The 22,758-nt window shown below is 60.2% G+C and carries 23 protein-coding genes; 12 read left to right on the forward strand and 11 right to left on the reverse strand.

Features of this window, described 5'->3' with window-relative positions; all coding sequences use genetic code 11:
* Window positions 1-111: 111 nt before the first annotated feature.
* On the reverse strand, window positions 112-1,932 hold the full coding sequence (gene typA / locus AWM79_RS15000) for a translational GTPase TypA (protein ID WP_017132479.1): 1,821 nt from the start codon (window positions 1,930-1,932) through the stop codon (window positions 112-114).
* A 139-nt stretch (window positions 1,933-2,071) separates the two neighbouring features.
* Window positions 2,072-3,526 (reverse strand): tRNA uracil 4-sulfurtransferase ThiI, encoded by a 1,455-nt coding sequence (gene thiI / locus AWM79_RS15005; protein ID WP_060783161.1) that lies wholly within the window; start codon window positions 3,524-3,526, stop codon window positions 2,072-2,074.
* A 327-nt stretch (window positions 3,527-3,853) separates the two neighbouring features.
* On the opposite strand from thiI, the gene glnA reads away from it, so the two are divergent.
* From glnA to ntrC, 6 genes are all read left to right on the forward strand, one after another.
* Window positions 3,854-5,260, forward strand: a complete 1,407-nt coding sequence (glnA, locus tag AWM79_RS15010) for a type I glutamate--ammonia ligase (RefSeq protein WP_017132480.1) — start codon at window positions 3,854-3,856, stop codon at window positions 5,258-5,260.
* A gap of 243 nt (window positions 5,261-5,503) precedes the next feature.
* Complete coding sequence (locus AWM79_RS15015) at window positions 5,504-5,920, forward strand: cupin domain-containing protein (RefSeq protein ID WP_017132481.1); 417 nt, start codon at window positions 5,504-5,506, stop codon at window positions 5,918-5,920.
* Window positions 5,921-6,056: 136 nt separating this feature from the next.
* Window positions 6,057-6,623, forward strand: a complete 567-nt coding sequence (locus tag AWM79_RS15020; protein WP_017132482.1) for a chorismate mutase — start codon at window positions 6,057-6,059, stop codon at window positions 6,621-6,623.
* An 83-nt stretch (window positions 6,624-6,706) separates the two neighbouring features.
* A complete protein-coding gene (locus AWM79_RS15025; protein ID WP_017132483.1) occupies window positions 6,707-7,234 on the forward strand; it encodes a DUF4124 domain-containing protein in 528 nt (175 codons plus the stop codon).
* A gap of 317 nt (window positions 7,235-7,551) precedes the next feature.
* Window positions 7,552-8,637: a nitrogen regulation protein NR(II) gene (glnL, locus tag AWM79_RS15030; protein ID WP_017132484.1), complete on the forward strand. Its 1,086-nt coding sequence runs from the start codon at window positions 7,552-7,554 to the stop codon at window positions 8,635-8,637.
* Window positions 8,634-10,061 carry a nitrogen regulation protein NR(I) gene (ntrC, locus tag AWM79_RS15035; protein ID WP_017132485.1) on the forward strand — a complete coding sequence of 476 codons (1,428 nt, stop codon included), beginning with the start codon at window positions 8,634-8,636 and terminating at the stop codon, window positions 10,059-10,061. Before glnL ends, ntrC begins: the two co-directional genes overlap by 4 nt.
* 256 nt (window positions 10,062-10,317) lie before the next feature.
* Here ntrC and AWM79_RS15040 read toward each other — a convergent pair whose 3' ends face one another.
* Complete coding sequence (locus AWM79_RS15040; RefSeq protein ID WP_017132486.1) at window positions 10,318-10,758, reverse strand: hypothetical protein; 441 nt, start codon at window positions 10,756-10,758, stop codon at window positions 10,318-10,320.
* Here AWM79_RS15040 and AWM79_RS15045 point away from each other — a divergent pair.
* Window positions 10,757-11,212, forward strand: a complete 456-nt coding sequence (locus tag AWM79_RS15045) for a tRNA (cytidine(34)-2'-O)-methyltransferase (RefSeq protein WP_017132487.1) — start codon at window positions 10,757-10,759, stop codon at window positions 11,210-11,212. The genes AWM79_RS15040 and AWM79_RS15045 overlap by 2 nt on opposite strands.
* Before the next feature lie 70 nt (window positions 11,213-11,282).
* On the opposite strand, the gene secB is transcribed toward AWM79_RS15045, so the two are convergent.
* Genes secB through AWM79_RS15060 form a run of 3 tightly spaced genes read right to left on the reverse strand, consistent with a single transcriptional unit; the run spans window position 11,283 to window position 12,476 of the window.
* Window positions 11,283-11,765 (reverse strand): protein-export chaperone SecB, encoded by a 483-nt coding sequence (gene secB / locus AWM79_RS15050; RefSeq protein WP_017132488.1) that lies wholly within the window; start codon window positions 11,763-11,765, stop codon window positions 11,283-11,285.
* Window positions 11,766-11,806: 41 nt separating this feature from the next.
* Entirely contained in the window at window positions 11,807-12,061 is a 255-nt protein-coding gene (grxC, locus tag AWM79_RS15055; protein ID WP_017132489.1) for a glutaredoxin 3, read from the reverse strand.
* Between the two features lies 1 nt (window position 12,062).
* Window positions 12,063-12,476, reverse strand: coding sequence for a rhodanese-like domain-containing protein (locus AWM79_RS15060; protein WP_017132490.1), 414 nt, complete (start codon window positions 12,474-12,476; stop codon window positions 12,063-12,065).
* Between the two features lie 147 nt (window positions 12,477-12,623).
* On the opposite strand from AWM79_RS15060, the gene gpmI reads away from it, so the two are divergent.
* The 5 genes from gpmI to AWM79_RS15085 all read left to right on the forward strand — a co-directional run bounded on the left by gpmI (window position 12,624) and on the right by AWM79_RS15085 (window position 19,408).
* On the forward strand, window positions 12,624-14,159 hold the full coding sequence (gene gpmI / locus AWM79_RS15065; RefSeq protein ID WP_017132491.1) for a 2,3-bisphosphoglycerate-independent phosphoglycerate mutase: 1,536 nt from the start codon (window positions 12,624-12,626) through the stop codon (window positions 14,157-14,159).
* 140 nt (window positions 14,160-14,299) lie between these two features.
* On the forward strand, window positions 14,300-15,595 hold the full coding sequence (locus AWM79_RS15070) for a murein hydrolase activator EnvC family protein (protein WP_017132492.1): 1,296 nt from the start codon (window positions 14,300-14,302) through the stop codon (window positions 15,593-15,595).
* 32 nt (window positions 15,596-15,627) lie between these two features.
* Window positions 15,628-16,941, forward strand: coding sequence for a S41 family peptidase (locus AWM79_RS15075; RefSeq protein ID WP_017132493.1), 1,314 nt, complete (start codon window positions 15,628-15,630; stop codon window positions 16,939-16,941).
* A gap of 1 nt (window position 16,942) precedes the next feature.
* Window positions 16,943-17,722: a divergent polysaccharide deacetylase family protein gene (locus AWM79_RS15080; RefSeq protein ID WP_060783162.1), complete on the forward strand. Its 780-nt coding sequence runs from the start codon at window positions 16,943-16,945 to the stop codon at window positions 17,720-17,722.
* A gap of 69 nt (window positions 17,723-17,791) precedes the next feature.
* The gene (locus AWM79_RS15085; RefSeq protein WP_017132495.1) at window positions 17,792-19,408 is read left to right on the forward strand and encodes a trypsin-like peptidase domain-containing protein; all 1,617 of its coding nucleotides are present in this window, start codon (window positions 17,792-17,794) and stop codon (window positions 19,406-19,408) included.
* Between the two features lie 183 nt (window positions 19,409-19,591).
* Here AWM79_RS15085 and hisF read toward each other — a convergent pair whose 3' ends face one another.
* From hisF to hisB, 5 genes are read right to left on the reverse strand one after another with little or no spacing between them, the layout of a single operon-like run.
* The gene (hisF, locus tag AWM79_RS15090; RefSeq protein ID WP_017132496.1) at window positions 19,592-20,362 is read right to left on the reverse strand and encodes an imidazole glycerol phosphate synthase subunit HisF; all 771 of its coding nucleotides are present in this window, start codon (window positions 20,360-20,362) and stop codon (window positions 19,592-19,594) included.
* A gap of 9 nt (window positions 20,363-20,371) precedes the next feature.
* Window positions 20,372-21,109, reverse strand: a complete 738-nt coding sequence (gene hisA / locus AWM79_RS15095; protein ID WP_026013232.1) for a 1-(5-phosphoribosyl)-5-[(5-phosphoribosylamino)methylideneamino]imidazole-4-carboxamide isomerase — start codon at window positions 21,107-21,109, stop codon at window positions 20,372-20,374.
* 40 nt (window positions 21,110-21,149) lie between these two features.
* On the reverse strand, window positions 21,150-21,410 hold the full coding sequence (locus AWM79_RS15100; RefSeq protein WP_017132498.1) for a DUF2164 domain-containing protein: 261 nt from the start codon (window positions 21,408-21,410) through the stop codon (window positions 21,150-21,152).
* On the reverse strand, window positions 21,411-22,049 hold the full coding sequence (gene hisH, locus AWM79_RS15105; protein WP_017132499.1) for an imidazole glycerol phosphate synthase subunit HisH: 639 nt from the start codon (window positions 22,047-22,049) through the stop codon (window positions 21,411-21,413).
* Window positions 22,049-22,642 (reverse strand): imidazoleglycerol-phosphate dehydratase HisB, encoded by a 594-nt coding sequence (hisB, locus tag AWM79_RS15110; protein WP_017132500.1) that lies wholly within the window; start codon window positions 22,640-22,642, stop codon window positions 22,049-22,051. Before hisB ends, hisH begins: the two co-directional genes overlap by 1 nt.
* Window positions 22,643-22,758: the final 116 nt, after the last annotated feature.

Below are 22,758 nucleotides of genomic sequence, written 5' to 3' on the forward strand. Positions count from 1 at the left end.
CACGGGCGCATCGCCCTTCGCCCTCAAGGCGTGCAGCGCAGATAAAGCACCAACAAAAACGCCCCCGACCTTGCGGTCGGGGGCGTTTTTCATTGCACCTGGGCTAGACGATCAAGCCTTGGCTTTCTTGGCGGCGCGGGTGCGCTCGCTTTCGTCGAGGATCTTCTTGCGCAGACGGATCGACTTGGGCGTGACTTCACACAGCTCGTCATCCTGGATGAATTCCAGGGCCTGTTCCAGGGTGAAGCGAACAGGTGGTACCAGAGCGATGGTTTCGTCTTTACCCGAAGCACGCATGTTGTCGAGCTTCTTGCCCTTGGTGGGGTTGACGCCCAGGTCGTTGTCACGGCTGTTCAGACCAACGATCTGGCCACCGTAGATTTCCTGGCCGTGTTCGACGAACAGCTTGCCACGGGCCTGCAAGGTTTCCAGGGAGTAGGTCAGCGCCTTGCCGGTTTCAACCGAAACCAGTACGCCGTTCTGACGACCGGACATGTCGCCGGACTTCATCACGTCGTAACGATCGAAGATCGAGGTCAGGATGCCGCCACCGGAGGTCAGGGTCAGGAACTCGTTACGGAAACCGATCAGGCCGCGAGCCGGGATGTTGTACTCAAGGCGCACACGGCCCTTGCCATCCGGAACCATGTTGGTCAGGTCGCCTTTACGCAGGCCCATTTGCTCCATGATTGCGCCCTGCGACTCTTCCGGCAGGTCGATGGTGACGTTTTCGTAGGGTTCGTGCTTCACGCCGTCGACCAGACGGATGATCACTTCCGGACGACCCACGCCCATTTCGAAGCCTTCGCGACGCATAGTTTCGATCAGGACCGAGAGGTGCAGCTCGCCACGACCGGAAACCTTGAACTTGTCGGCCGAGTCACCTTCTTCAACGCGCAATGCCACGTTGTACAGCAGCTCCTTGTCCAGACGTTCCTTGATGTTGCGGCTGGTGACGAACTTGCCTTCTTTACCGCAGAACGGCGAATCGTTGACCTGAAAGGTCATGGAAACGGTCGGCTCGTCAACGGTCAGCGGCTTCATCGCTTCAACGTTCAGTGGATCGCACAGGGTATCGGAGATGAACAACTGGTCGAAGCCGCTGATGCAGACGATGTCGCCGGCAGACGCTTCCTCGACGTCGATGCGGTGCAGGCCGTGGTGGCCCATCAGCTTCAGGATACGACCGTTGCGGCGCTTGCCGTCAGCGTCGATGGCGACGACCGGGGTGTTCGGCTTGACGCGACCACGAGCGATACGACCAACGCCGATCACACCCAGGAAGCTGTTGTAGTCCAGTGCGGAGATCTGCATCTGGAACGGGCCGTCACGGTCGACTTTCGGCGCCGGAACGTGATCGACGACCGCCTGGTACAGCGGAGTCATGTCTTCAGCCATGTCGGCGTGGTCCAGACCGGCGATACCGTTCAGAGCCGAGGCGTAGACGACCTGGAAGTCCAGTTGTTCTTCGGTGGCGCCCAGGTTGTCGAACAGGTCGAAGATCTGGTCCAGGACCCAGTCCGGACGCGCGCCTGGGCGGTCGACTTTGTTGATGACCACGATCGGACGCAGACCGGCTTCGAAAGCCTTCTTGGTCACGAAACGGGTTTGCGGCATAGGGCCGTCTTGGGCGTCGACCAACAGCAGAACGGAGTCGACCATCGACATGACGCGTTCAACTTCGCCACCGAAGTCAGCGTGGCCCGGGGTATCCACGATGTTGATGTGGTAGCCGTTCCAGTTGATGGCGGTGTTTTTCGCCAGGATGGTAATACCGCGCTCTTTTTCCTGGTCGTTGGAGTCCATCACGCGCTCGTCGTTGAGCTCGTTGCGCTCCAGAGTGCCGGATTGACGCAGGAGTTTGTCTACCAGGGTGGTCTTGCCATGGTCAACGTGGGCGATGATGGCGATGTTGCGTAGATTTTCGATCACTTGTGTATCTCGATCAGAGGATTCGGTGTGCTGACAAGTCTTGGCAGCGATTGACAGTAGTGTCCGGCGTGGCCGTTACAGCTTGACGGCGGCGTCGGGGGGCCGGTGACGCAGGCCACAGGCAAACAGCCCCGGGCACTTAGCTCGGTCGATAAACGCGCACATTGGCATGCCCCTCACTGAGCAAATGGTGGGCATGCAGGCGACTCATCACGCCTTTGTCGCAATACAGCAGGTACTGGCGAGTAGGGTCCAGTGCCTTGAAACGAGCGTTCAGTGCATAAAACGGCATCGCTTGTACCTCGATGCCAGCGAGCTCCAGCGGCTCATCGTCCTGGGCATCCGGATGCCGGATGTCGATCACGACATGACCTGCCAACGCTTCGCTGACCTCTTCGATCTGCAAGTCCTGGCCCAATTCGTCGATCACCCGATCGATCGGCACCAGCTTGGCTCGCTCGAGCGCACGCCCGAGGATCGCCATGTCGAACTCTTTTTCTTCATGCTCCACCCGGCCACGCTTGGCGTGGGTCTTGGGGTTGACCGAAATCACCCCGCAGTATTCGGGCATGTGCTTGGCGAAGTCAGCCGTGCCGATTCGGGTCGCCAGGTCGATGATGTCCTGCTTGTGGCTAGCGATTAGCGGGCGGATCACCAGCTTCTCGGTCACGCAGTCGATCACCGACAAGTTCGGTAGCGTTTGGCTGGAAACCTGGGAGATCGCCTCGCCGGTGACCAGCGCATCGATGTGCAGCCGCTCGGCCATGACTTCCGCCGCGCGCAACATCATACGCTTCAATACTACGCCCATATGACTGTTATCGACTTTTTCGAGAATTTCTCCCAGGACTTCCTCGAACGGCACGCTGATGAACAGCACCCGGTGAGAGCTGCCGTACTTCTTCCACAGGTAATGGGCGACTTCCATCACCCCCAGCTCGTGGGCACGCCCGCCGAGATTGAAGAAGCAAAAATGGCTGATCAGGCCGCGTCGCATCATCTGGTAGGCGGCAACGGTGGAGTCGAAGCCACCGGACATCAGCACCAGAGTCTGCTCCACCGACCCCAGCGGGTAACCGCCGAGGCCGTCATGCTGGCTGTGGATGACAAACAACCGTTGGTCGCGAATTTCCATTCGCACTTCGATTTCCGGCTCTTTCAAGGAGATCCCCGCCGCAGCGCACTGGCGCCGCAGCTGGCTGCCGACGTATTTCTCCACCTCCATCGAGGTAAAGACGTGCTTGCCGGCGCGCTTGCAGCGCACGGAAAAAATCTTGCCCGGCAACACCTCGCCATAATGCTGCTTGCATTTGGCGGTGATGTCGTCGAAGTCGCCCAGCGGGTACTCGGCGACCTGCAGTAAATGGGCGATACCTGGTGTATTGCACAAGCGTGTAGTCAGTTCGTGCAGGGCCTTAGGGTCGGTCAGCGCGGTTTGCAGCTCGAGGTTGTCCCACACGCCATTCACCACCACAGCCGGATCCACGTCACGGAGCACGGCACGGATGTTCTTGGCCAACTGGCGGATGAATCGCATCCGGACAGGGCGGCTTTTAATGGTGATTTCGGGGAAGACTTTTACGATTAATTTCATAAAAACAGCGCGCGAAGGGCCGGCCGAAAAAGGGGGCGCGGATTATAGCGGAAATTGTTCAACGTTTAACCAGTTATTGTACAGACGGTTTTTTGCGCACCAAAAAAGACCAAGCGTGCCTTTTTGGCACCGAAAAGGTGCGCTCAATGCACCGAAATTCTCCTATTGCTGGCCGTAATGCTTGAGATTGGAGCAAAAAAACTCTCGCAAGATGCTGGCATGCAATTTGCTCTCTTGTGAGGCAGATTGCCTTGGCCGAGTATTCGCGCCGGCATCACCACTATTTCAGGGCTAACGCCACTAGCCCGAAGCCACCCGGAGGACACCATGTCGAAGTCGGTTCAACTCATCAAAGATCATGACGTTAAGTGGATTGATCTGCGCTTCACGGACACCAAAGGTACTCAGCACCACGTGACCATGCCGGCTCGTGATGCGCTGGATGACGATTTCTTCGAAATGGGCAAGATGTTCGACGGTTCCTCCATCGCCGGCTGGAAAGGCATCGAAGCCTCCGACATGATCCTGCTGCCGGACGACAGCACCGCCGTGCTCGACCCGTTCACCGAAGAGCCGACCCTGATCCTGGTTTGCGACGTGATCGAGCCCTCGACCATGCAAGGCTACGACCGCGACCCACGGGCAATCGCCCGTCGCGCCGAGGAGTACCTGAAGTCCACCGGTATCGGCGACACCGCTTTCTTCGGCCCCGAGCCTGAGTTCTTCATCTTCGATTCGGTCAAATTCAAGTCCGACATCTCCGGTTCCATGTTCAAGATCTTCTCCGAACAAGGTTCATGGATGTCCGACCAGGACGTGGAAGGCGGCAACAAAGGCCACCGTCCAGGCGTCAAGGGCGGCTATTTCCCGGTGCCACCGTTCGACCACGACCACGAAATCCGTACCTCCATGTGCAACGCGCTGGAAGAAATGGGCCAGACCGTCGAAGTTCACCACCACGAAGTGGCGACTGCCGGCCAGAACGAAATCGGCGTGAAATTCAACACCCTGGTAGCCAAGGCTGACGAAGTCCAGACCCTGAAGTACTGCGTACACAACGTGGCCGATGCCTACGGTCGTACCGCGACTTTCATGCCAAAACCGCTGTATGGCGACAACGGCTCGGGCATGCACGTGCATGTGTCCATCTCCAAGGATGGCAAGAACACCTTCGCGGGCGAAGGCTATGCCGGCCTGTCCGACACTGCCCTGTACTTTATCGGCGGTATCATCAAGCACGGCAAGGCTCTGAACGGTTTCACCAATCCGTCGACCAACTCCTACAAGCGTTTGGTCCCAGGTTTCGAAGCCCCGGTGATGCTTGCCTACTCGGCTCGCAACCGCTCTGCCTCGATCCGCATTCCTTACGTCTCCAGCCCCAAGGCTCGTCGTATCGAAGCACGCTTCCCGGATCCGGCCGCCAACCCTTACCTGGCCTTCGCCGCGCTGATGATGGCTGGCCTCGACGGCATCCAAAACAAGATCCACCCCGGCGATGCCGCTGACAAGAACCTGTACGACCTGCCGCCTGAAGAGGCCAAAGAGATCCCACAGGTTTGCGGTAGCCTGAAAGAAGCCCTGGAAGAGCTGGATAAAGGTCGTGCGTTCCTGACCAAAGGCGGCGTTTTCAGCGACGACTTCATCGATGCCTACATCGAGCTCAAGAGCGAAGAAGAAATCAAGGTACGTACCTTCGTACACCCACTGGAATACGAGCTGTACTACAGCTGCTGATCCCGTGGCGCCTGCGCCAGCAGGCACTGCTTCGAGGAAATGCCCCGTATCGATGGATACGGGGCATTTTTTATAGGCGACGATAAACGACAGCCCATTATTCGAGATTTTTTGCAACGCTTAGACGCTAGCCAAAGCGTGTAGACCGGCGTTGACTACTCTCCCCAGGATTGCCGCCAAATCCTACGCAAGCCGCCGCGCACGGACGGACGGCGAATGCCCGCCAACACGGAGAGTTAGCCCATGACATTGCCTTCAAACACCGCCGCCGAACATCCCGACAGCAGCCAACCGAAGACACTCGCCGCACCGACCGCCGAGGTCCTGCTGCGTGCCAGCAGCGGCTGGGAGGGCACTCCCTATGAGGCCTACCCCGCAGGGCCGCCCGAACTGACCCTGCTCAGGATCAACATTCCCGCCGACACCGAACTGAACTGGCATATCCATCCCATTCCCAGCGCCGCCTACATCATCTCCGGCGAAGTACTGGTCGAGACGCGAGAAGGCAACAAGCAGACTTTGCTGAAATCTGGCGATACGATTGCCGCCGTGGTCAATGTCGAACATCGCGCCAGGACCGGGGCAGTCCCGGTGGACCTGCTGGTGTTCTATGCCGGCAGCGAAGGCATGGCGCTCTCGGAGGCCACCGAGCCGACCTGACTGGCGTCAATGGCTCGCCGCCCATCGACGGATGCAACGGCAATCCGCTTCTTTTATGAAAATACGCTGGCGCTTGCCCGATCCTGTAACGTTAACTTTGGGCCTGCATCCGCCGCCGAAAAAGTCGAAGCCCGCCATGTTGCCGAACTACCGTATTGTGAGCCTGCTGCTCGCCAGCCTCCTGGGCGCCAACGTCCTTGCCGCTCCTGCCCCCGCGAAAGCTCCCGATGCCCTGCCGCCCCTGCTGCGGGCCATCAGCGAGCGCCTGAACATCGCCGAGCAGGTAGCATTGACCAAATGGGACAGCGCCAAGCCGATCCAGGACAGCTCGCGCGAACAGCAGGTGATCGCCAATGCCCGGCAGCAGGCAGCGACCTATAAGATCCAGCCCGAAGACATCGGTGAGTTTGTCGCGGCGCAGATCGAAGCCAATAAACTGGTGCAGTACGCACTATTGGCTAAATGGCGAGCAGCCGGCAAAGCACCGGTCATCCCCAGGCCCGACCTGGTCACGCAGATCCGCCCGGCGCTGGATCGGTTACAGGCCAGATTGTTGCAACACTATGCAGCCTTCGCCCCTTACCGGCAGGACCCACAATGCCCAGCCTGGCTAATCCAGGCCCGCCAAACCCTGACCTCGGACACTCTCCACGACCTGGCACTGATTCGCGCCACGGGTGAGCTGTGCCAGAATCCACGGTGAAAAGGCCTGGAGTTGTGCTCTATGCTGATCACAGGACGCAGCTAAACCATGCGCCCCGACCAGGACCATCATCGGGAGTCTCCATGGGTCGACCTCTGCTCTACCTGCTGCTGGCCTTCACGCTGCCCGTATCGGCGCAGATCTATCAATACACCGATGCGAACGGCAATACCGCCTACAGCAACCAGCCGCCCGCAGGCAGCGCCGCCCGCGCCGTGGAATTGCCGCCGCTCAACAGCGTCGAGCTACAGAAACCGGCCCAACCGGCCGCTGCGCAATCCGCAGCCACGCAGCCGGCAAAAGCCCAGGCAAACATCGCGCCCTACAGCGTGTTTGAACTGACGGACGTCCCTACCCAGCAAGCCCTGCGCGCCAACAACGGGACCTTTACCGTCGGCGTGAAAATGGAGCCGCGACTACAGCGCCAACATCTGCTGCGACTGGTGCTCGACGGCAATCCCTATGGCCAATCCAGCAATGTCCCACGCCTGCAACTGGTGAACGTCGACCGTGGCGATCACACGCTCAGCGTACAAGCGCTCGAAGGCGAGCAACTCGTCCAGCAAAGCCCTACCGTGGCGTTCACCGTCCAACGGGTGCATACCCCTTGAGCTGTTCATGATTCGACTTTTCACAGGTGTGCGTCGCGCCAGCCAGCCTTCCGCCATTTCTATAATCACACGCCAGCAAAGCACCATGTTGGTGCACTAAACTGCACACCTACCCGACCCGAATCGCATTTTGGTTCGAAAATACCCGTCGCGACTGGCGCAGCGCTACTCAATCGAGCCCGAAACGCCTATTTCAGACAATTCACGCCGCTTTTTTGCAGCCTTGGTTTGGTTTTTGCATTTTGCTTCTATCGACGCCTTGTTCGTGCGCGCAAATCGGCACCGATCCCGTTTGCCATGCTCCAAAAGAGGTCCCCATGACCATCAGCGATGCCTTGCACAGACTGTTACTCGACAACCTGACCACCGCCACCATCCTGCTCAATGCCCAACTGCGCCTTGAGTACATGAACCCGGCGGCCGAAATGTTGCTCGCCATCAGCGGCCAGCGCAGCCATGGTCAATTCATCAGCGAGCTGTTCACTGAATCGACCGAAGCCTTGAACTCCCTACGCCAGGCCGTCGAGCAGGCACACCCGTTCACCAAGCGCGAAGCCATGCTGACGGCATTGACCGGCCAGACGCTGACCGTCGACTATGCTGTGACACCGATCCTCAGCCAGGGTCAAACCCTGCTCCTGCTGGAAGTCCACCCCCGTGATCGCCTGCTGCGCATCACCAAGGAAGAGGCCCAACTGTCCAAGCAGGAAACCACCAAGATGTTGGTGCGCGGCCTGGCCCACGAGATCAAGAACCCTCTCGGCGGGATTCGCGGTGCCGCCCAGTTGCTGGCCCGCGAACTGCCGGAAGAAAGCCTCAAGGACTACACCAACGTCATCATCGAGGAAGCCGATCGCCTGCGAAACCTGGTGGACCGCATGCTTGGCTCGAACAAGCTGCCATCGCTGGCCATGACCAATGTCCATGAAGTCCTGGAACGCGTCAGTAGCCTGGTGGAAGCCGAAAGCCAGGGCTGCGTCACGCTGGTGCGCGACTACGACCCGAGCCTCCCCGACGTCTTGATCGACCGTGAACAGATGATCCAGGCCGTGCTCAATATCGTGCGCAACGCCATGCAAGCTATCAGCAGCCAGAACGAGCTGCGCCTGGGCCGTATCAGCTTGCGCACCCGTGCCATCCGCCAATTCACCATCGGCCATGTCCGCCATCGCCTGGTGACCAAGATCGAGATCATCGACAACGGTCCGGGCATTCCCGCCGAACTTCAGGACACCATCTTCTACCCAATGGTCAGCGGCCGTCCGGACGGTACCGGACTGGGCCTGGCCATAACCCAGAACATCATCAGCCAACACCAGGGCCTGATCGAGTGTGAGAGCCATCCTGGCCACACCACCTTCTCGATCTTCCTGCCTCTGGAACAAGGAGTCGCATCGACATGAGCCGTAGTGAAACCGTGTGGATCGTCGATGACGACCGTTCTATTCGCTGGGTCCTGGAAAAAGCCTTGCAACAGGAGGGCATGACCACCCAGAGCTTCGACAGCGCCGACGGCGTAATGAGTCGCCTGGCCCGCCAGCAGCCGGACGTGATCATTTCCGACATCCGCATGCCTGGCACCAACGGCTTGGACCTGCTGGCACGGATTCGCGAGCAGCACCCGCGTTTGCCGGTGATCATCATGACCGCCCACTCCGACCTCGACAGTGCCGTGGCGTCCTACCAGGGCGGAGCCTTCGAATATCTGCCCAAGCCGTTCGACGTCGATGAGGCGGTGTCGCTGGTCAAGCGCGCCAACCAGCATGCCCAGGAGCAGCAAGGCCTGGAGGTGTCACCAACACCGACCCGCACCCCGGAAATCATCGGCGAAGCTCCGGCGATGCAGGAGGTGTTTCGCGCCATCGGGCGCCTCAGCCAGTCCAATATCACCGTGCTGATCAATGGCGAGTCCGGCACTGGCAAGGAACTGGTCGCCCACGCCCTGCACCGTCACAGCCCACGGGCCGCATCGCCGTTCATCGCCCTGAACATGGCGGCCATCCCCAAGGACCTGATGGAGTCGGAACTGTTCGGCCATGAAAAAGGCGCCTTCACCGGCGCCGCCAACCTGCGTCGTGGACGCTTCGAACAGGCCGACGGCGGAACTCTGTTTCTGGATGAAATCGGCGATATGCCGGCTGACACCCAGACCCGCCTGCTGCGGGTCCTGGCCGACGGCGAGTTCTACCGGGTGGGCGGTCACACGCCAGTCAAGGTCGACGTGCGAATTATCGCAGCCACCCACCAGCATCTGGAAGCCCTGGTTCACGCCGGAAAATTCCGCGAAGACCTGTTTCACCGACTGAACGTGATTCGCATCCATATTCCGCGCCTGTCGGATCGTCGCGAGGACATCCCGACCCTGGCCAGGCACTTCCTCGCCCGCGCGGCACAGGAACTGTCGGTCGAGCCGAAACTGCTGAAAGCGCAAACCGAGCAATATCTGAAGACCCTGCCGTGGCCTGGCAACGTGCGCCAACTGGAAAACACCTGCCGCTGGATCACGGTCATGGCCTCCGGTCGCGAAGTGCATATCGGCGACCTGCCACCGGAACTGTTGAACCTGCCACAGGATGAAATTCCAGTCAGCCACTGGGAACAGGCCTTGCGCCAGTGGGCGGACCAGGCCCTTGCGCGAGGCCAGTCGAACCTGTTGGACAGCGCCGTGCCGAGTTTCGAGCGGATCATGATCGAAACCACCCTCAAGCACACTGCCGGCCGGCGCCGCGACGCCGCTGTCTTGCTGGGCTGGGGCCGCAACACCTTGACTCGCAAGATCAAGGAGCTAGGCATGCGCGTCGAGGGCACGGACGACGACGAAAGCTAAACGCGGCAAGCCCCAACCCTCAAGCCACGAGCCCGGCGAAGCCAGCAGAGGGCTTGTTGGGAACCTAGTGGCCTGTGTGGTGAGTTCTATGAGTCAATTTCGGCGCCACAAGCCCCTGGCCGGCGTTGCTGTTCCTCACCATAGTCCTGCTATGACTCGTCACAGCGCCTTGGCCATGAACTTCTGGCATCCGAACGTGAGCTAACGAACTCACTGCACAGGCCACTAGGTGCCGGCAGGCCGCAGGTTCCCTCGGCTATTTCTCTCGCAGCTTAACCACCAACCTCCAGCGTCCATCGACCTTCGCACCGACCCACTCGCCCTGCAGGGGACGCGCAGCTAGCAGCGTCACCAACATTCCCTTGTCACTCAAGCGCACCCGCCAATTGGCGTCCTTGCCGGCGACCGTCAGGCGGCCACTTTGTGCCTTGCCCTCGGCATCGAACAACAGCGCCACAACGCCATCGACCTGCTCGCCATGAACCTTCGGTTCGGCACTGAACCACAGTGTCAGCGTATCGGCCTGCGCCTCGACCTGCTGCAACACCAGTGGCTCAGGAGCGCTAAGGCGACCGATCATCAACCCCACCATCAGGCCGACAATCGCCAACGATCCCAGTACCCGCGGCAATAGCTTCGGTCGCGGGTCCTCTTCGGGGGTAGAATGCTGCCCATCTTCACCTTTGGAGCCGTGCATGTTTCACGTCATCCTTTTTCAACCGGAAATTCCGCCGAATACCGGCAACATTATCAGGCTGTGCGCCAACAGCGGCTGCCACCTGCATTTGATCGAGCCCATCGGGTTCGAAATGGATGATAAGCGCCTGCGCCGTGCCGGCCTCGATTATCACGAGTACGCCACGCTCAAGATCCACCCGGACCTGGCCAGTTGCCTGGAAAGCCTCGGGCGGCCACGGCTATTCGCCTTCACCACCAAGGGCTCGCGGCTGTTCCACGACGCTCGATTCGCCGAGGGCGATGCCTTTCTCTTCGGCCCGGAAAGTCGCGGATTGCCGGCTGAGGTGCTCGATGTGTTGCCCGGCGAGCAACGCCTGCGCCTACCGATGCGAGAAGGCTGCCGTAGCTTGAATCTGTCGAACACCGTGGCGGTGGCGGTTTACGAAGGGTGGCGCCAGTTAGGTTTCGCCTGAATAAAAAAAGCGCCGGCAATGGCGCTTTTTTCTTTGTAGATGCCACCACGCGGCGCCTACAGGTTCGACCTTATTGAACGGTCTGCGAGCCTTCTTCCTGCAGGCGCTGCAACTCTTGCGCGTACAGGGCATCGAAGTTGACCGGGGCGAGCATCAGCGCCGGGAACGAACCACGGGTCACCAGGCTGTCCAGAGTCTCACGAGCATACGGGAACAGGATGTTGGGGCAGAACGCGCCCAAGGTGTGGCTCATGGAAGCGGCGTCGAGGTTCTTGATCAGGAAGATGCCTGCCTGCTGAACTTCGGCGATAAAGGCAACTTCTTCGCCGTTCTTGACCGTCACCGACAGAGTCAGCACCACTTCGTGGAAATCGCCTTCCAGAGCTTTCTGGCGGGTGTTCAAATCCAGGCCGACGCTGGGCTCCCACTGCTGACGGAAGATCGCCGGGCTTTTCGGGGCTTCGAAGGACAGATCACGCACATAGATGCGCTGCAGGGAGAATTGCGGGTTGTCTTGGTCTTCGCTGGCAGCAGTGTTCTGTTGGTCAGTCATCGCAGATCCTTCTTGATCTTCAGGTCTTTAGGGTTTCAGAGTCAGGCGTTGAGCAGCGCGTCCAGTTTACCGGCGCGCTCAAGAGCGAACAGGTCGTCGCAACCACCGATGTGTTTGCTGCCGATCCAGATCTGCGGCACGGACGTGCGCCCGGCCTTTTTGATCATTTGCGCACGCACCTGCGGCTTGCCATCGACCTTGATCTCTTGGAAGTCAACCTGCTTACTCGCCAACAGATGCTTGGCGCGTGCGCAGTAAGGGCAATATTCACTGGAGTAGACGACAACCTGAGTCATATCATTTCACCAATGGAAGATTGTCGGCTTTCCAACTGGAAATACCGCCGGATAGTTTGGCCGCGATGAACCCGGACTTGAGCAATTCGCGAGCATGACTCCCGGAATGCTGGCCCTGAACGTCGACCAGAATCAGGGTCTTGGCCTTGTGCTTTTCCAGTTCGCCGATACGCGCCATCAACTTATCCTGTGGAATATTCAGCGCGCCGACGATGTGACCGGCGGCAAAATCCTTGCTGGGCCGCAGATCAATGACCACGCCCTGGTCTTTGTTGACCAGCGCGGTTAGCTGGCCAGTACTGAGGCTGGCGCCTCCACGGCTCATTTCATGAGCAATCAGCAATGCTAGCAACAGCACGAAGGCACCGACTAACAAATAGTGGCTTGAGGCAAATTCAATCAGGTGAGCAACCATCAGGAGGTTCCAGGGCGTTAAAATGTCGACCAGTATACACAGCCCTCAAGGTGGGCCAAACCCCGCCCGGCGGTGACTGTGTTTGAACTTGGCTTTAAACTGCGACTCTTTTTCCATGTCCTTTCAATCCAGCCACGAGTGGGATCTATGACTACCACGCCTAAACCTTTGGTCCTGATCATCCTGGATGGCTTCGGTCACAGCGAGAACCATGACTACAATGCCATCTATTCGGCGAAGAAACCGGTACTCGATCGCCTCGTAGCGACCATGCCCAACGGCCTGATCTCAGGCTCCGGCATGGATGTTGGCCTACCGGACGGGCAGATGGGCAACTCGGAAGTGGGCCACATGAACCTCGGCGCCGGCCGAGTGGTGTACCAGGACTTCACCCGCATCACCAAGGCCATCCGCGACGGCGAATTCTTCGCCAACCCGGCCCTGTGCACCGCCGTGGACAAGGCCGTGGCCGCCGACAAGGCGGTACATATCCTTGGCCTGCTGTCCGACGGCGGCGTGCACAGCCATCAGGACCACCTGGTCGCCATGGCCGAGCTGGCGTTCAAGCGCGGCGCCCAGAAGATCTACCTGCACGCCTTCCTCGACGGTCGCGACACCCCGCCGAAAAGCGCCCGGTCGTCCATCGAGCTGCTGGATGAAACCTTCCGCACCCTCGGCAGGGGTCGTATCGCCAGCCTGGTGGGGCGTTATTTCGCCATGGACCGTGACAACCGCTGGGACCGCGTGGCCCAGGCCTACAACCTGATCGTCGACGGCCAGGCCCAATTCCAGGCCGCTACCGCCCAGGACGGCCTGCAAGCCGCCTATGAGCGCGGCGAAAGCGATGAATTCGTCAAGGCCACCAGTATCGGCGAAAAAGTCCGCGTCGAAGACGGCGACGCGGTGGTTTTCATGAACTTCCGCGCCGACCGCGCCCGTGAGCTGACCCGGGTGTTCGTCGAGGATGGCTTCAAGGACTTCGAGCGCGCCCGCCAGCCCGAACTGGCCGGTTTCATCATGCTGACCCAATACGCGGCCAGCATTGCCGCGCCTTCGGCCTTCGCCCCAGGCAGCCTGGAAAACGTCCTGGGCGACTACCTGGCGAAAAACGGTAAGACTCAGCTGCGCATCGCCGAGACAGAAAAATACGCCCACGTGACTTTTTTCTTCTCCGGCGGTCGGGAAGAACCCTTCCCAGGCGAAGAGCGCATCCTGATCCCCTCGCCAAAAGTTGCCACCTACGACCTGCAACCGGAAATGAGTGCGCCGCAAGTCACGGACAAGATCGTCGAGGCCATCGAGCAGCAGCGCTATGACGTGATCGTGGTCAACTACGCCAACGGCGACATGGTGGGTCATAGCGGGGTGTTCGATGCGGCCGTCAAGGCAGTGGAATGCCTGGATTTGTGTGTAGGACGTATCATCGAGGCGCTGGAAAAGGTCGGCGGCGAAGCGCTGATCACCGCCGACCATGGCAATGCCGAGCAGATGGAAGACGAATCCACCGGCCAGGCCCACACGGCGCATACCAGCGAGCCAGTACCTTTCATCTATGTCGGCAAGCGCGCGCTGAAGGTCCGCGAAGGCGGGGTATTGGCCGACGTCGCACCGACCATGCTCAAGCTTCTGGACCTGCAACAACCAGTAGAGATGACCGGTACATCGATCCTGACGGACTGCTAAAAGCCAAGAAATCAGGCCGACAATAGATTGTCGGCCGACCTCTTTATCAGAAACGCCTGAAAGCAAACGCTTTTGGACGTTTTTTTTGCAGCGCGTGGCGGGCATACTAGGCCATCCCGTTCCCAGGTGTCGCCCGCCCCATGCTTCGCGCCCTTATCGCCCTAGCTCTGACCTGCCTGCTTCAACCGGCGTTTGCCGACGAGCGGGCGCAAACCCAACAACAGTTGGACGCAACGCGTCAGGACATTGCCGAACTGAAGAAGCTGCTGGGTAAGCTGCAGGAAGAAAAATCTGGCGTGCAGAAAGACCTGCGCGGCACTGAAACCGAGATGGGCAAGCTGGAAAAGCAGGTCGACACCCTGCGCGAAGAGTTGAAGAAGAGCGAAAGCGAACTGCAGCGGCTCGATGGAGAGAAAAAAAAACTCCAAAGCGCGCGCACTGAACAACAACGACTGATTGCCATCCAGGCTCGCGCCGCGTACCAGGGCGGTCGCCAGGAATACCTCAAGCTGCTGCTCAATCAGCAGAACCCGGAAAAATTCGCCCGCACCCTGACCTATTACGACTATCTGAGCCAGGCCCGCCTGGAGCAGCTGAAGAACTTCAACGAAACCTTGCGTCAACTGGCCAATGTCGAAACCGACATCAATCTGCGCCAGGCGCAATTGCTGGTGCAGAAAAGCAGCCTCGACAGCCGGCGCGACGAACTGGACAAGGTTCGCAAGGAACGCCAGGCCGCTCTGGCCAAGCTCAACGAGGACGTGAAGGCCCGCGACCAGAAGCTGGCCAGCCGCGAACAGGATCAGGCCGACCTGTCAAAAGTCCTGAAAACCATCGAAGAGACCCTGGCACGCCAGGCCCGCGAGGCACAAGAGGCGCGCCAAAAAGCACTGCTCGCCCAGCAGGAAGCGGAAAAAAAACGCCAGCGCGAGGCCGAGGCACTGGCCAGCAAGGACGACGACAGCCCGCGTAAACCGCCCCGGTCCACGCCCGGCCCGCTGGTTTCCAGCGCGGGGGAGTCGTTCGGCGGCCCTTTTGCTTCAGCACGCGGCAAACTGCCATGGCCCGTTGATGGTCGACTGCTGGCACGCTTCGGAGAAAACCGCGGCGATGACGCCCGTACCAAATGGGACGGCGTAATGATCGGCGCCGCCGCCGGCAGCCAGGTGCACGCCGTGCACGGTGGCCGCGTGGTGTTCGCCGACTGGCTGCGAGGTGCCGGCCTGCTGGTGATTCTCGATCATGGCAACGGCTACCTGAGTTTATACGGCCACAACCAGACGCTGCTTAAATCAGCGGGCGATGTGGTAAAGGCTGGTGAGTCGATCTCTACCGTAGGCAATAGTGGCGGTCAGGACGCGCCTGCGTTGTATTTCGCTATACGTCAGCAGGGTCACCCGAGTGATCCAGCACAATGGTGTCGCGCGCAAGGATAGACGCCGTACCTTATTTTAGGAGTTCGTTCGACATGCTGCATTTGTCCCGCCTCACCTCGCTGGCCCTGACGATCGCCCTTGTGATCGGTGCGCCCCAAGCGTTCGCTGCGCAACCCGCGCCAGCGGTCGCTCCTGTTGTCACCGCCAAGGCCCCGCTGCCGCTCGACGAACTGCGCACTTTCGCCGAGGTCATGGACCGGATCAAAGCCGCCTATGTCGAACCGGTGGACGACAAGACTCTGCTGGAGAATGCCATCAAGGGCATGCTCAGCAACCTCGATCCACACTCCGCCTACCTGGGCCCGGAGGATTTCGCCCAGTTACAGGAAGACACCAGCGGCGAGTTCGGCGGCCTGGGCATCGAAGTCGGTGCCGGCGAAGAGGGCATCGTCAAGGTCGTCTCGCCGATCGACGACACCCCGGCGTCCAAGGCCGGCATCGAAGCCGGCGACCTGATCGTCAAGATCAATGGCCAGCCGACCCGTGGCCAGACCATGAGCGAAGCCGTCGACAAGATGCGTGGCAAGGTCGGCCAGAAGATCACCCTGACCCTCCTGCGCAACGGCGGCGTGCCATTCGATGTGACCCTGACCCGCGCCATCATCCGCACCAAGAGCGTGCGTAGCCAGTTGCTGGAAAACGGCTACGGCTATATCCGTATCACCCAATTCCAGGTCAAGACCGGCGAAGAGGTCTCCAAGGCCCTGGCGGCGCTGCGCAAGGAAAATGGCAAGAAGCTCAACGGCATTGTCCTCGACCTGCGCAACAATCCGGGCGGCGTGCTGCAGGCGGCCGTCGAAGTGGTCGATCACTTCATCACCAAGGGCCTGATCGTCTACACCAAGGGCCGTATCGCCAACTCCGAGCTGCGCTTCTCGGCCACCGGCCACGACCAAAGCGAAGGCGTACCGATGGTGACACTGATCAACGGCGGCAGCGCCTCGGCCTCGGAAATCGTCGCCGGTGCCCTGCAGGACCAAAAACGTGCCGTCTTGATGGGCACCACCAGCTTCGGCAAGGGCTCGGTCCAGACCGTGCTGCCGCTGAGCAATGACCGCGCGCTGAAGATCACCACCGCACTGTACTTCACCCCCAATGGACGCTCGATCCAGGCCCAGGGCATCGTACCGGACATCGAAGTGCGTCAGGCCAAGGTCACGGGTGCCCAGGATGACGAAACGTTCAAGGAAGCCGATCTGCAAGGCCACTTGGGCAACGGCAACGGCGGTGCCGACAAACCCAGCGTCAAGCCCCTCAAAGATAAGGCTCGCCTGCAGGACGACGACTATCAACTGGGACAAGCCCTGAGCCTGCTCAAGGGCCTGAGCGTCACCCGCGGCAATTGAGATGCCGCGCTGGTCACTGCCCGTCCTATTCGCCTGCCTGATCGGCGTTGCGCACGCCACGCCGGTCGATTCGCCGACAGCACCGAAGGCCTATCTCACGCTGATCATCGACGACCTGGGGCAGAACCTGCCCCGGGACCGGCGCGTGCTCGCCCTGCCTGGCCCGGTCACTCCAGCGATCATGCCCGACACCCCGCATGCAGCCGAGTTTGCCCGCGAAGCACACCAAGCCGGCAAGATCGTCATGCTGCACATGCCCATGGATCCGGCCACTGGCCCCTTCGCCTGGCATCCCGAACTGCCCCTGGAGGAGTTGCAAAAGCGCCTGGCGGCTGCCTTCAAGGCCGTGCCCTATACCAGCGGCGTGAATAATCACGAGGGCAGCCGCATGACCGCCGAACCGCCGGCCATGGTCTGGTTGATGGGCGAACTGCAGCGACGCAACAAGTTTTTTGTCGATAGCCGTACCAGCGCCCGCACCGTCGCCGCGGCCCAAGCGCAGAAGGTCGGCCTGGCGAGCGTGTCACGGGATGTGTTCCTCGACAACGAACGTACTGAGCCGGCCATCGCCGCCCAGTTGACAACCGCCATCAGGCTGGCCCGCCAACAGGGCACAGTCGTCGTCATCGGCCATCCGTATCCGCAGACCCTGGCGGTGCTGGAGCGCGAACTGCCCAAGCTCAAGGAACAGGGAATCGATTGGATCGATATCAAGTCGATGATCGCCCTGCGCGGCAACCAGGCGAGCGAAGCCCACGGCAAGCAAGGCGTTTATCGCTGATATCTATCCATACACACCCGTTCCAACCACGCCAGTAAGTTCAGTGCTCACGAACTTGACTGAGCCGACATGAACGACACACTGAAAAACCTCCTTTATCCCGCGCTGCTTTTCCTGCCCCTCAACCTCCAGGCTCGGATAGAGCCTCACAGCGCCTACGGGATACCGCCCCCCGCTTTCGTGGAGAATGTCGATGGAGGCTTCAGCAAATGGAGCGGCATCGGCCGCATCAGGACCCAGACCCAGGCACTCTGTACCGCCACCCTCCTGGACACCCGCACGCCCGATACCCGTGCCGATGCGCCGGCCTATATCGTCACCAGCAGCCGCTGCCTGCACACAGACAACCGGGAGATCCAGAAGGACCGCCCCATCGTTGGCACAGTAGCTTTCAACTCCTTCGCTGACAGCATTGAGCAACTGAAACTCTATCGACTCAAAACCCTGGCCTGGAGCAGCAGCCTCGGCATGGACCTGGCCATTATCGAGCTGGAAAAACCCCTGGCCGCGTTGCTCGCCGAGGGTATCGAGCCAGTGAAGCTAGCCGCCGCCAAGCCTCGCCCAAAGAGCGATATATTGGCGCTCGGCGTACCTGAATGGGCGACGCTGCGAGTGTCCGCCTGCACTCATCTGGCGAGCGTGGAAATCCTTGAACAGCCCTGGGTCTGGCGCTCGACCATGAAAAACCGCTGCCGTGGTATCACGACGGGAAGCTTCGGCGGTCCCTTGCTGGACAGGCAAACCGGAGAGCTGTTGGGGATTATCGCCACCACCACCCATGGCACACGCGAAGAAAAACAGTGCCTGGCAGGATCACCCTGCGAAATCACCTGGGGCCACCCCGACTGGCAGCCCGCTACCAACTATGGAAGCTCGCTGGCCTTTCTGAACAAGTGCTTTGTCGCAGGTCGATTGACGACCGATCCGCAAAGGTGCGACCTGTATCCGACAACCTCGATCCGTTTTGCAAACCCACAGCCGCTCCAGCAATACTTTGTCACGCGACCCAACGGCAATACCGACCTGATCCCCAACTGGAAAGCGCCCTTCAGTCTCAGCACGCCGTTCTACCGCTTCAAGACTGTCCGCCGGGCGACTGACTGCGAAGACCCGGCAGGCTACGGCCCGGTCACCCCTGGCAACAACGCCACGATTGATCTGCCCATCGGCCCGCAAACCGGTCTCCATATGCTCTGCATCCTGGGGATGGAGACGCAAACCCAGCAACACACCCCGGCGCGGATGAAAGGTGCCCTGACCCTGGCTGTCGAGCTGGCGGAGCCGGGGCCGGCGAGATCGCCGGACATGAGTATCGAGCTGGACAGGACGCTGCTAGGCGCCTACGCCGTCACCTGGCAGCACTACCCGCCGTTCTATGCCCGCTATGAATACAAATACGGCCCTGCCCACTCAACGGACTGCCGGAACAACACCGGCTTCGTGGAGATTCCCCCACCGCAGGAAGAGGAGGAGGAGGAAGATATCCTGCCGACCGTCGCCCCTAACCTCCCGCCCATTGTCAAAACCCTGACCAAGACGATCAACGTGCGCATCGACGAATTGCCCAACGGGCAATACAAGGAACTGTTCTCGGTGTACCGGGAGCCGATCAAGCTCTGCACACGCTCTTATGACCAGGCCAACCAGGTCTCGCCAGTCAGGACCGATATCCTCAGGCCGCGCTAATCAACCCTACGCTGGCAGCGAAAAACCAGATCCACCGTACCTTCGCGGCGCGGCTGATCGAACGCCGACCGGCGCGGGCAACGGTCGCGCCGGGCACCTGGTTGTCGAGGCTCAGGTAAAGAGGCGCACGGGTGAAACCCGAGAACTGATGGCCTGGGCTCCACGATTATTACGCGTTGAAAGCTAGCGAACGACGATTCCGCGCTGGGCCATATAGGCCTTGGCTTCCGGCACCGTGTACTCGCCGAAGTGGAAGATACTCGCCGCCAATACGGCACTGGCATGGCCTTCGAGAACCCCATCGGCCAGATGCTGGAGATTGCCAACGCCGCCGGAGGCGATCACCGGAATGCCCAGGGCATCGCTGATAGCACGGGTCACGCCGAGGTCGAAACCGTTTTTCATGCCGTCCTGATCCATGCTGGTCAGCAGGATTTCGCCGGCGCCCAGGCCTTCCATCTTCAAAGCCCACTCCACCGCATCGAGCCCGGTGGGCTTGCGTCCGCCGTGGGTGAAAATTTCCCAGCGTGGAGTTTCGCCCGGCAATGAGACCTTCTTCGCATCGATGGCGACGACGATGCATTGCGAGCCGAAATGCTGCGCCGCCTCACCAACGAACTCGGGGTTGAACACTGCCGCCGTATTGATCGAAACCTTGTCGGCCCCGGCATTGAGCAGGTTACGAATGTCCTGCACGGTGCGCACGCCACCGCCCACGGTCAGCGGGATAAACACCTGGCTGGCCATGCGTTCGACAGTATGTAGCGTGGTGTCACGACCGTCGACGCTGGCAGTGATATCGAGAAAAGTGATCTCGTCGGCACCCTGCTCATCGTAGCGCCGGGCGATTTCCACCGGATCGCCGGCATCGCGGATGTTTTCGAACTTGACACCCTTGACCACGCGACCGTTGTCGACGTCCAGGCAAGGGATGATGCGTTTGGCCAGCGCCATGGTCAGTCCTCAGCCTGTGTACGAATCGCAGAAGGCTTGCGCCTCGGCAACATCGAGAGTGCCTTCGTAGATCGCCCGGCCAGTAATCGCGCCGATGATGCCCGGTGCCTTGGCGTCCAACAGGGCCTTGATATCGCCCAGGTTGTGGATACCGCCGGAAGCGATCACTGGAATCCTGGTCGCTGCGGCCAGGGCTGCGGTGAAGGGCACGTTGCAGCCCTGCATCATGCCGTCCTTGGCGATATCGGTATAAACGATGGCGCTGACGCCATCGGCCTCGAAACGCCTGGCCAGGTCGATCACCTGCACCGAGCTGACTTCAGCCCAGCCGTCGGTGGCGACAAAACCGTCTTTGGCATCCAGGCCGACAATCACCTTGCCAGGAAACGCACGGCAGGCCTCGGCGACAAACTCCGGTTGCTTGACGGCCTTGGTGCCGATAATCACGTAGCTAACACCAGCTTTCACGTAATGCTCGATGGTTTCCAGCGAACGGATGCCGCCGCCAATCTGGATCGGCAAGTGTGGGTAACGCCGGGCGATCGCGGTCACTACCTCGCCGTTGACCGGCTGGCCTTCGAAGGCGCCGTTCAAGTCGACCAGATGCAGGCGTCGGCAGCCACCCTCTACCCACTTGGCGGCCATGCTCACCGGGTCATCGGAGAACACCGTGGAGTCTTCCATGCGGCCCTGGCGCAGACGCACACAGGCACCGTCTTTGAGATCGATAGCGGGAATAATCAGCATCTGGCAAACCTTAAAGTCGTTTTTCAGCTTCACTCGGAAATCAGTTTTTCTCGAGTGCCCACAAGTCGCTTTCGATGCTCTCGAACCTTTCCTTAAGGTGGCTCTGCACATCGAAAATCGCCCTGTTGTAATAGTGCGGCGCAATTTCGCGGGTAAACAGATCGAGGATTTCAGTCGCTTCGAACGAGCCCAGGTTCAGTTCGAAGCGATCTTCCATAAAGCGTTTGATCTTCTGGCTGGCCTCACTCTCCTGTTCGGGAGTGAGGGTCAGGATCGGCGGCTTGGTTTTGGGGCGCGTCATTTACCAGCGCCCATCCCAGGCCGCGAAGTTCTGCAGCAGTTGCAGACCATGGGTATGGCTCTTCTCCGGGTGGAACTGCACGGCGAAACGCGAGCCTTCGGCCAGCGCCGCGGCGAAGTCGACGCCGTAGCGACCGCTGCCCACCACCTGCCGAGGGTTGCCGGCGCTGATGTAGTAGCTGTGTACGAAGTAGAACCGCGCCAGATCCGCAATGTTGTGCCACAGCGGGTGATCCACCGCCTGTTTCACCTCGTTCCAACCCATGTGCGGGACTTTCAGGTGCTCGCCCTCTTCGTGCAGGTCCTTGCCGAAGAACTTCACCTGACCGGGAAACAGGCCAATGCAGTCGACGCCACCGTTCTCTTCACTGTGTTCGAGCAAAGCCTGCATGCCCACGCAGATGCCGAGGAACGGACGGTCCAGGCTGACTTCGCGCACCAGTGTGTCGAAACCCAGGCGACGGATCTCGGCCATGCAGTCGCGAATCGCGCCAACGCCGGGGAATACCACCCGATCAGCTTCGCGAATCACGCTGGCATCGCTGGTGATCAGCACCTTGCCGGCACCTACGTGTTCGAGGGCCTTGGCCACCGAGTGCAAGTTGCCCATGCCGTAATCGATAACCGCGACCGTCTGCATTACAGGACGCCCTTGGTCGATGGCATTTGCCCAGCCATGCGTTCGTCGAGTTCGACGGCCATGCGCAGGGCGCGCCCGAAAGCCTTGAACACGGTTTCGATCTGGTGGTGGGTGTTGCTGCCACGCAGATTGTCGATATGCAGGCTGACCAGCGCGTGGTTGACGAAGCCCTGGAAAAACTCCTGGAACAGATCAACATCAAAACCGCCGACAGTGGCACGGGTATAGGGCACGTGCATCTGCAAGCCGGGACGGCCGGAAAAGTCGATGACCACCCGCGACAGCGCTTCATCCAGCGGCACATAGGCGTGACCGTAGCGACGGATACCTTTCTTGTCGCCGATGGCTTTGGCGAAGGCCTGGCCCAGGGTGATACCGACATCTTCCACCGTGTGATGGTCGTCGATATGCAAATCGCCCTTGCACTCGATATCCAGGTCGATCAGCCCGTGACGGGCGATCTGGTCGAGCATGTGTTCAAGAAAAGGTACGCCGATATCAAATCGGGCCTTTCCGGTGCCATCCAGGTTGATCGAGGCTTTGATCTGGGTTTCCAGAGTGTCGCGCTCGACGGACGCCTTACGTTCGGCCATCACCAGCTCCGCAAAATCATTGGGCGAAAAAGGCAGCCATTATAGGGGCGCGGGCGCTAAACAGAAACATCGGCGGGGATAAGACTGACGAGTTGAAGCGCGGGGTGGCGAGGATA

Origin of the sequence: Pseudomonas agarici (assembly GCF_001543125.1) — a bacterium.
GTDB lineage: Bacteria > Pseudomonadota > Gammaproteobacteria > Pseudomonadales > Pseudomonadaceae > Aquipseudomonas > Aquipseudomonas agarici.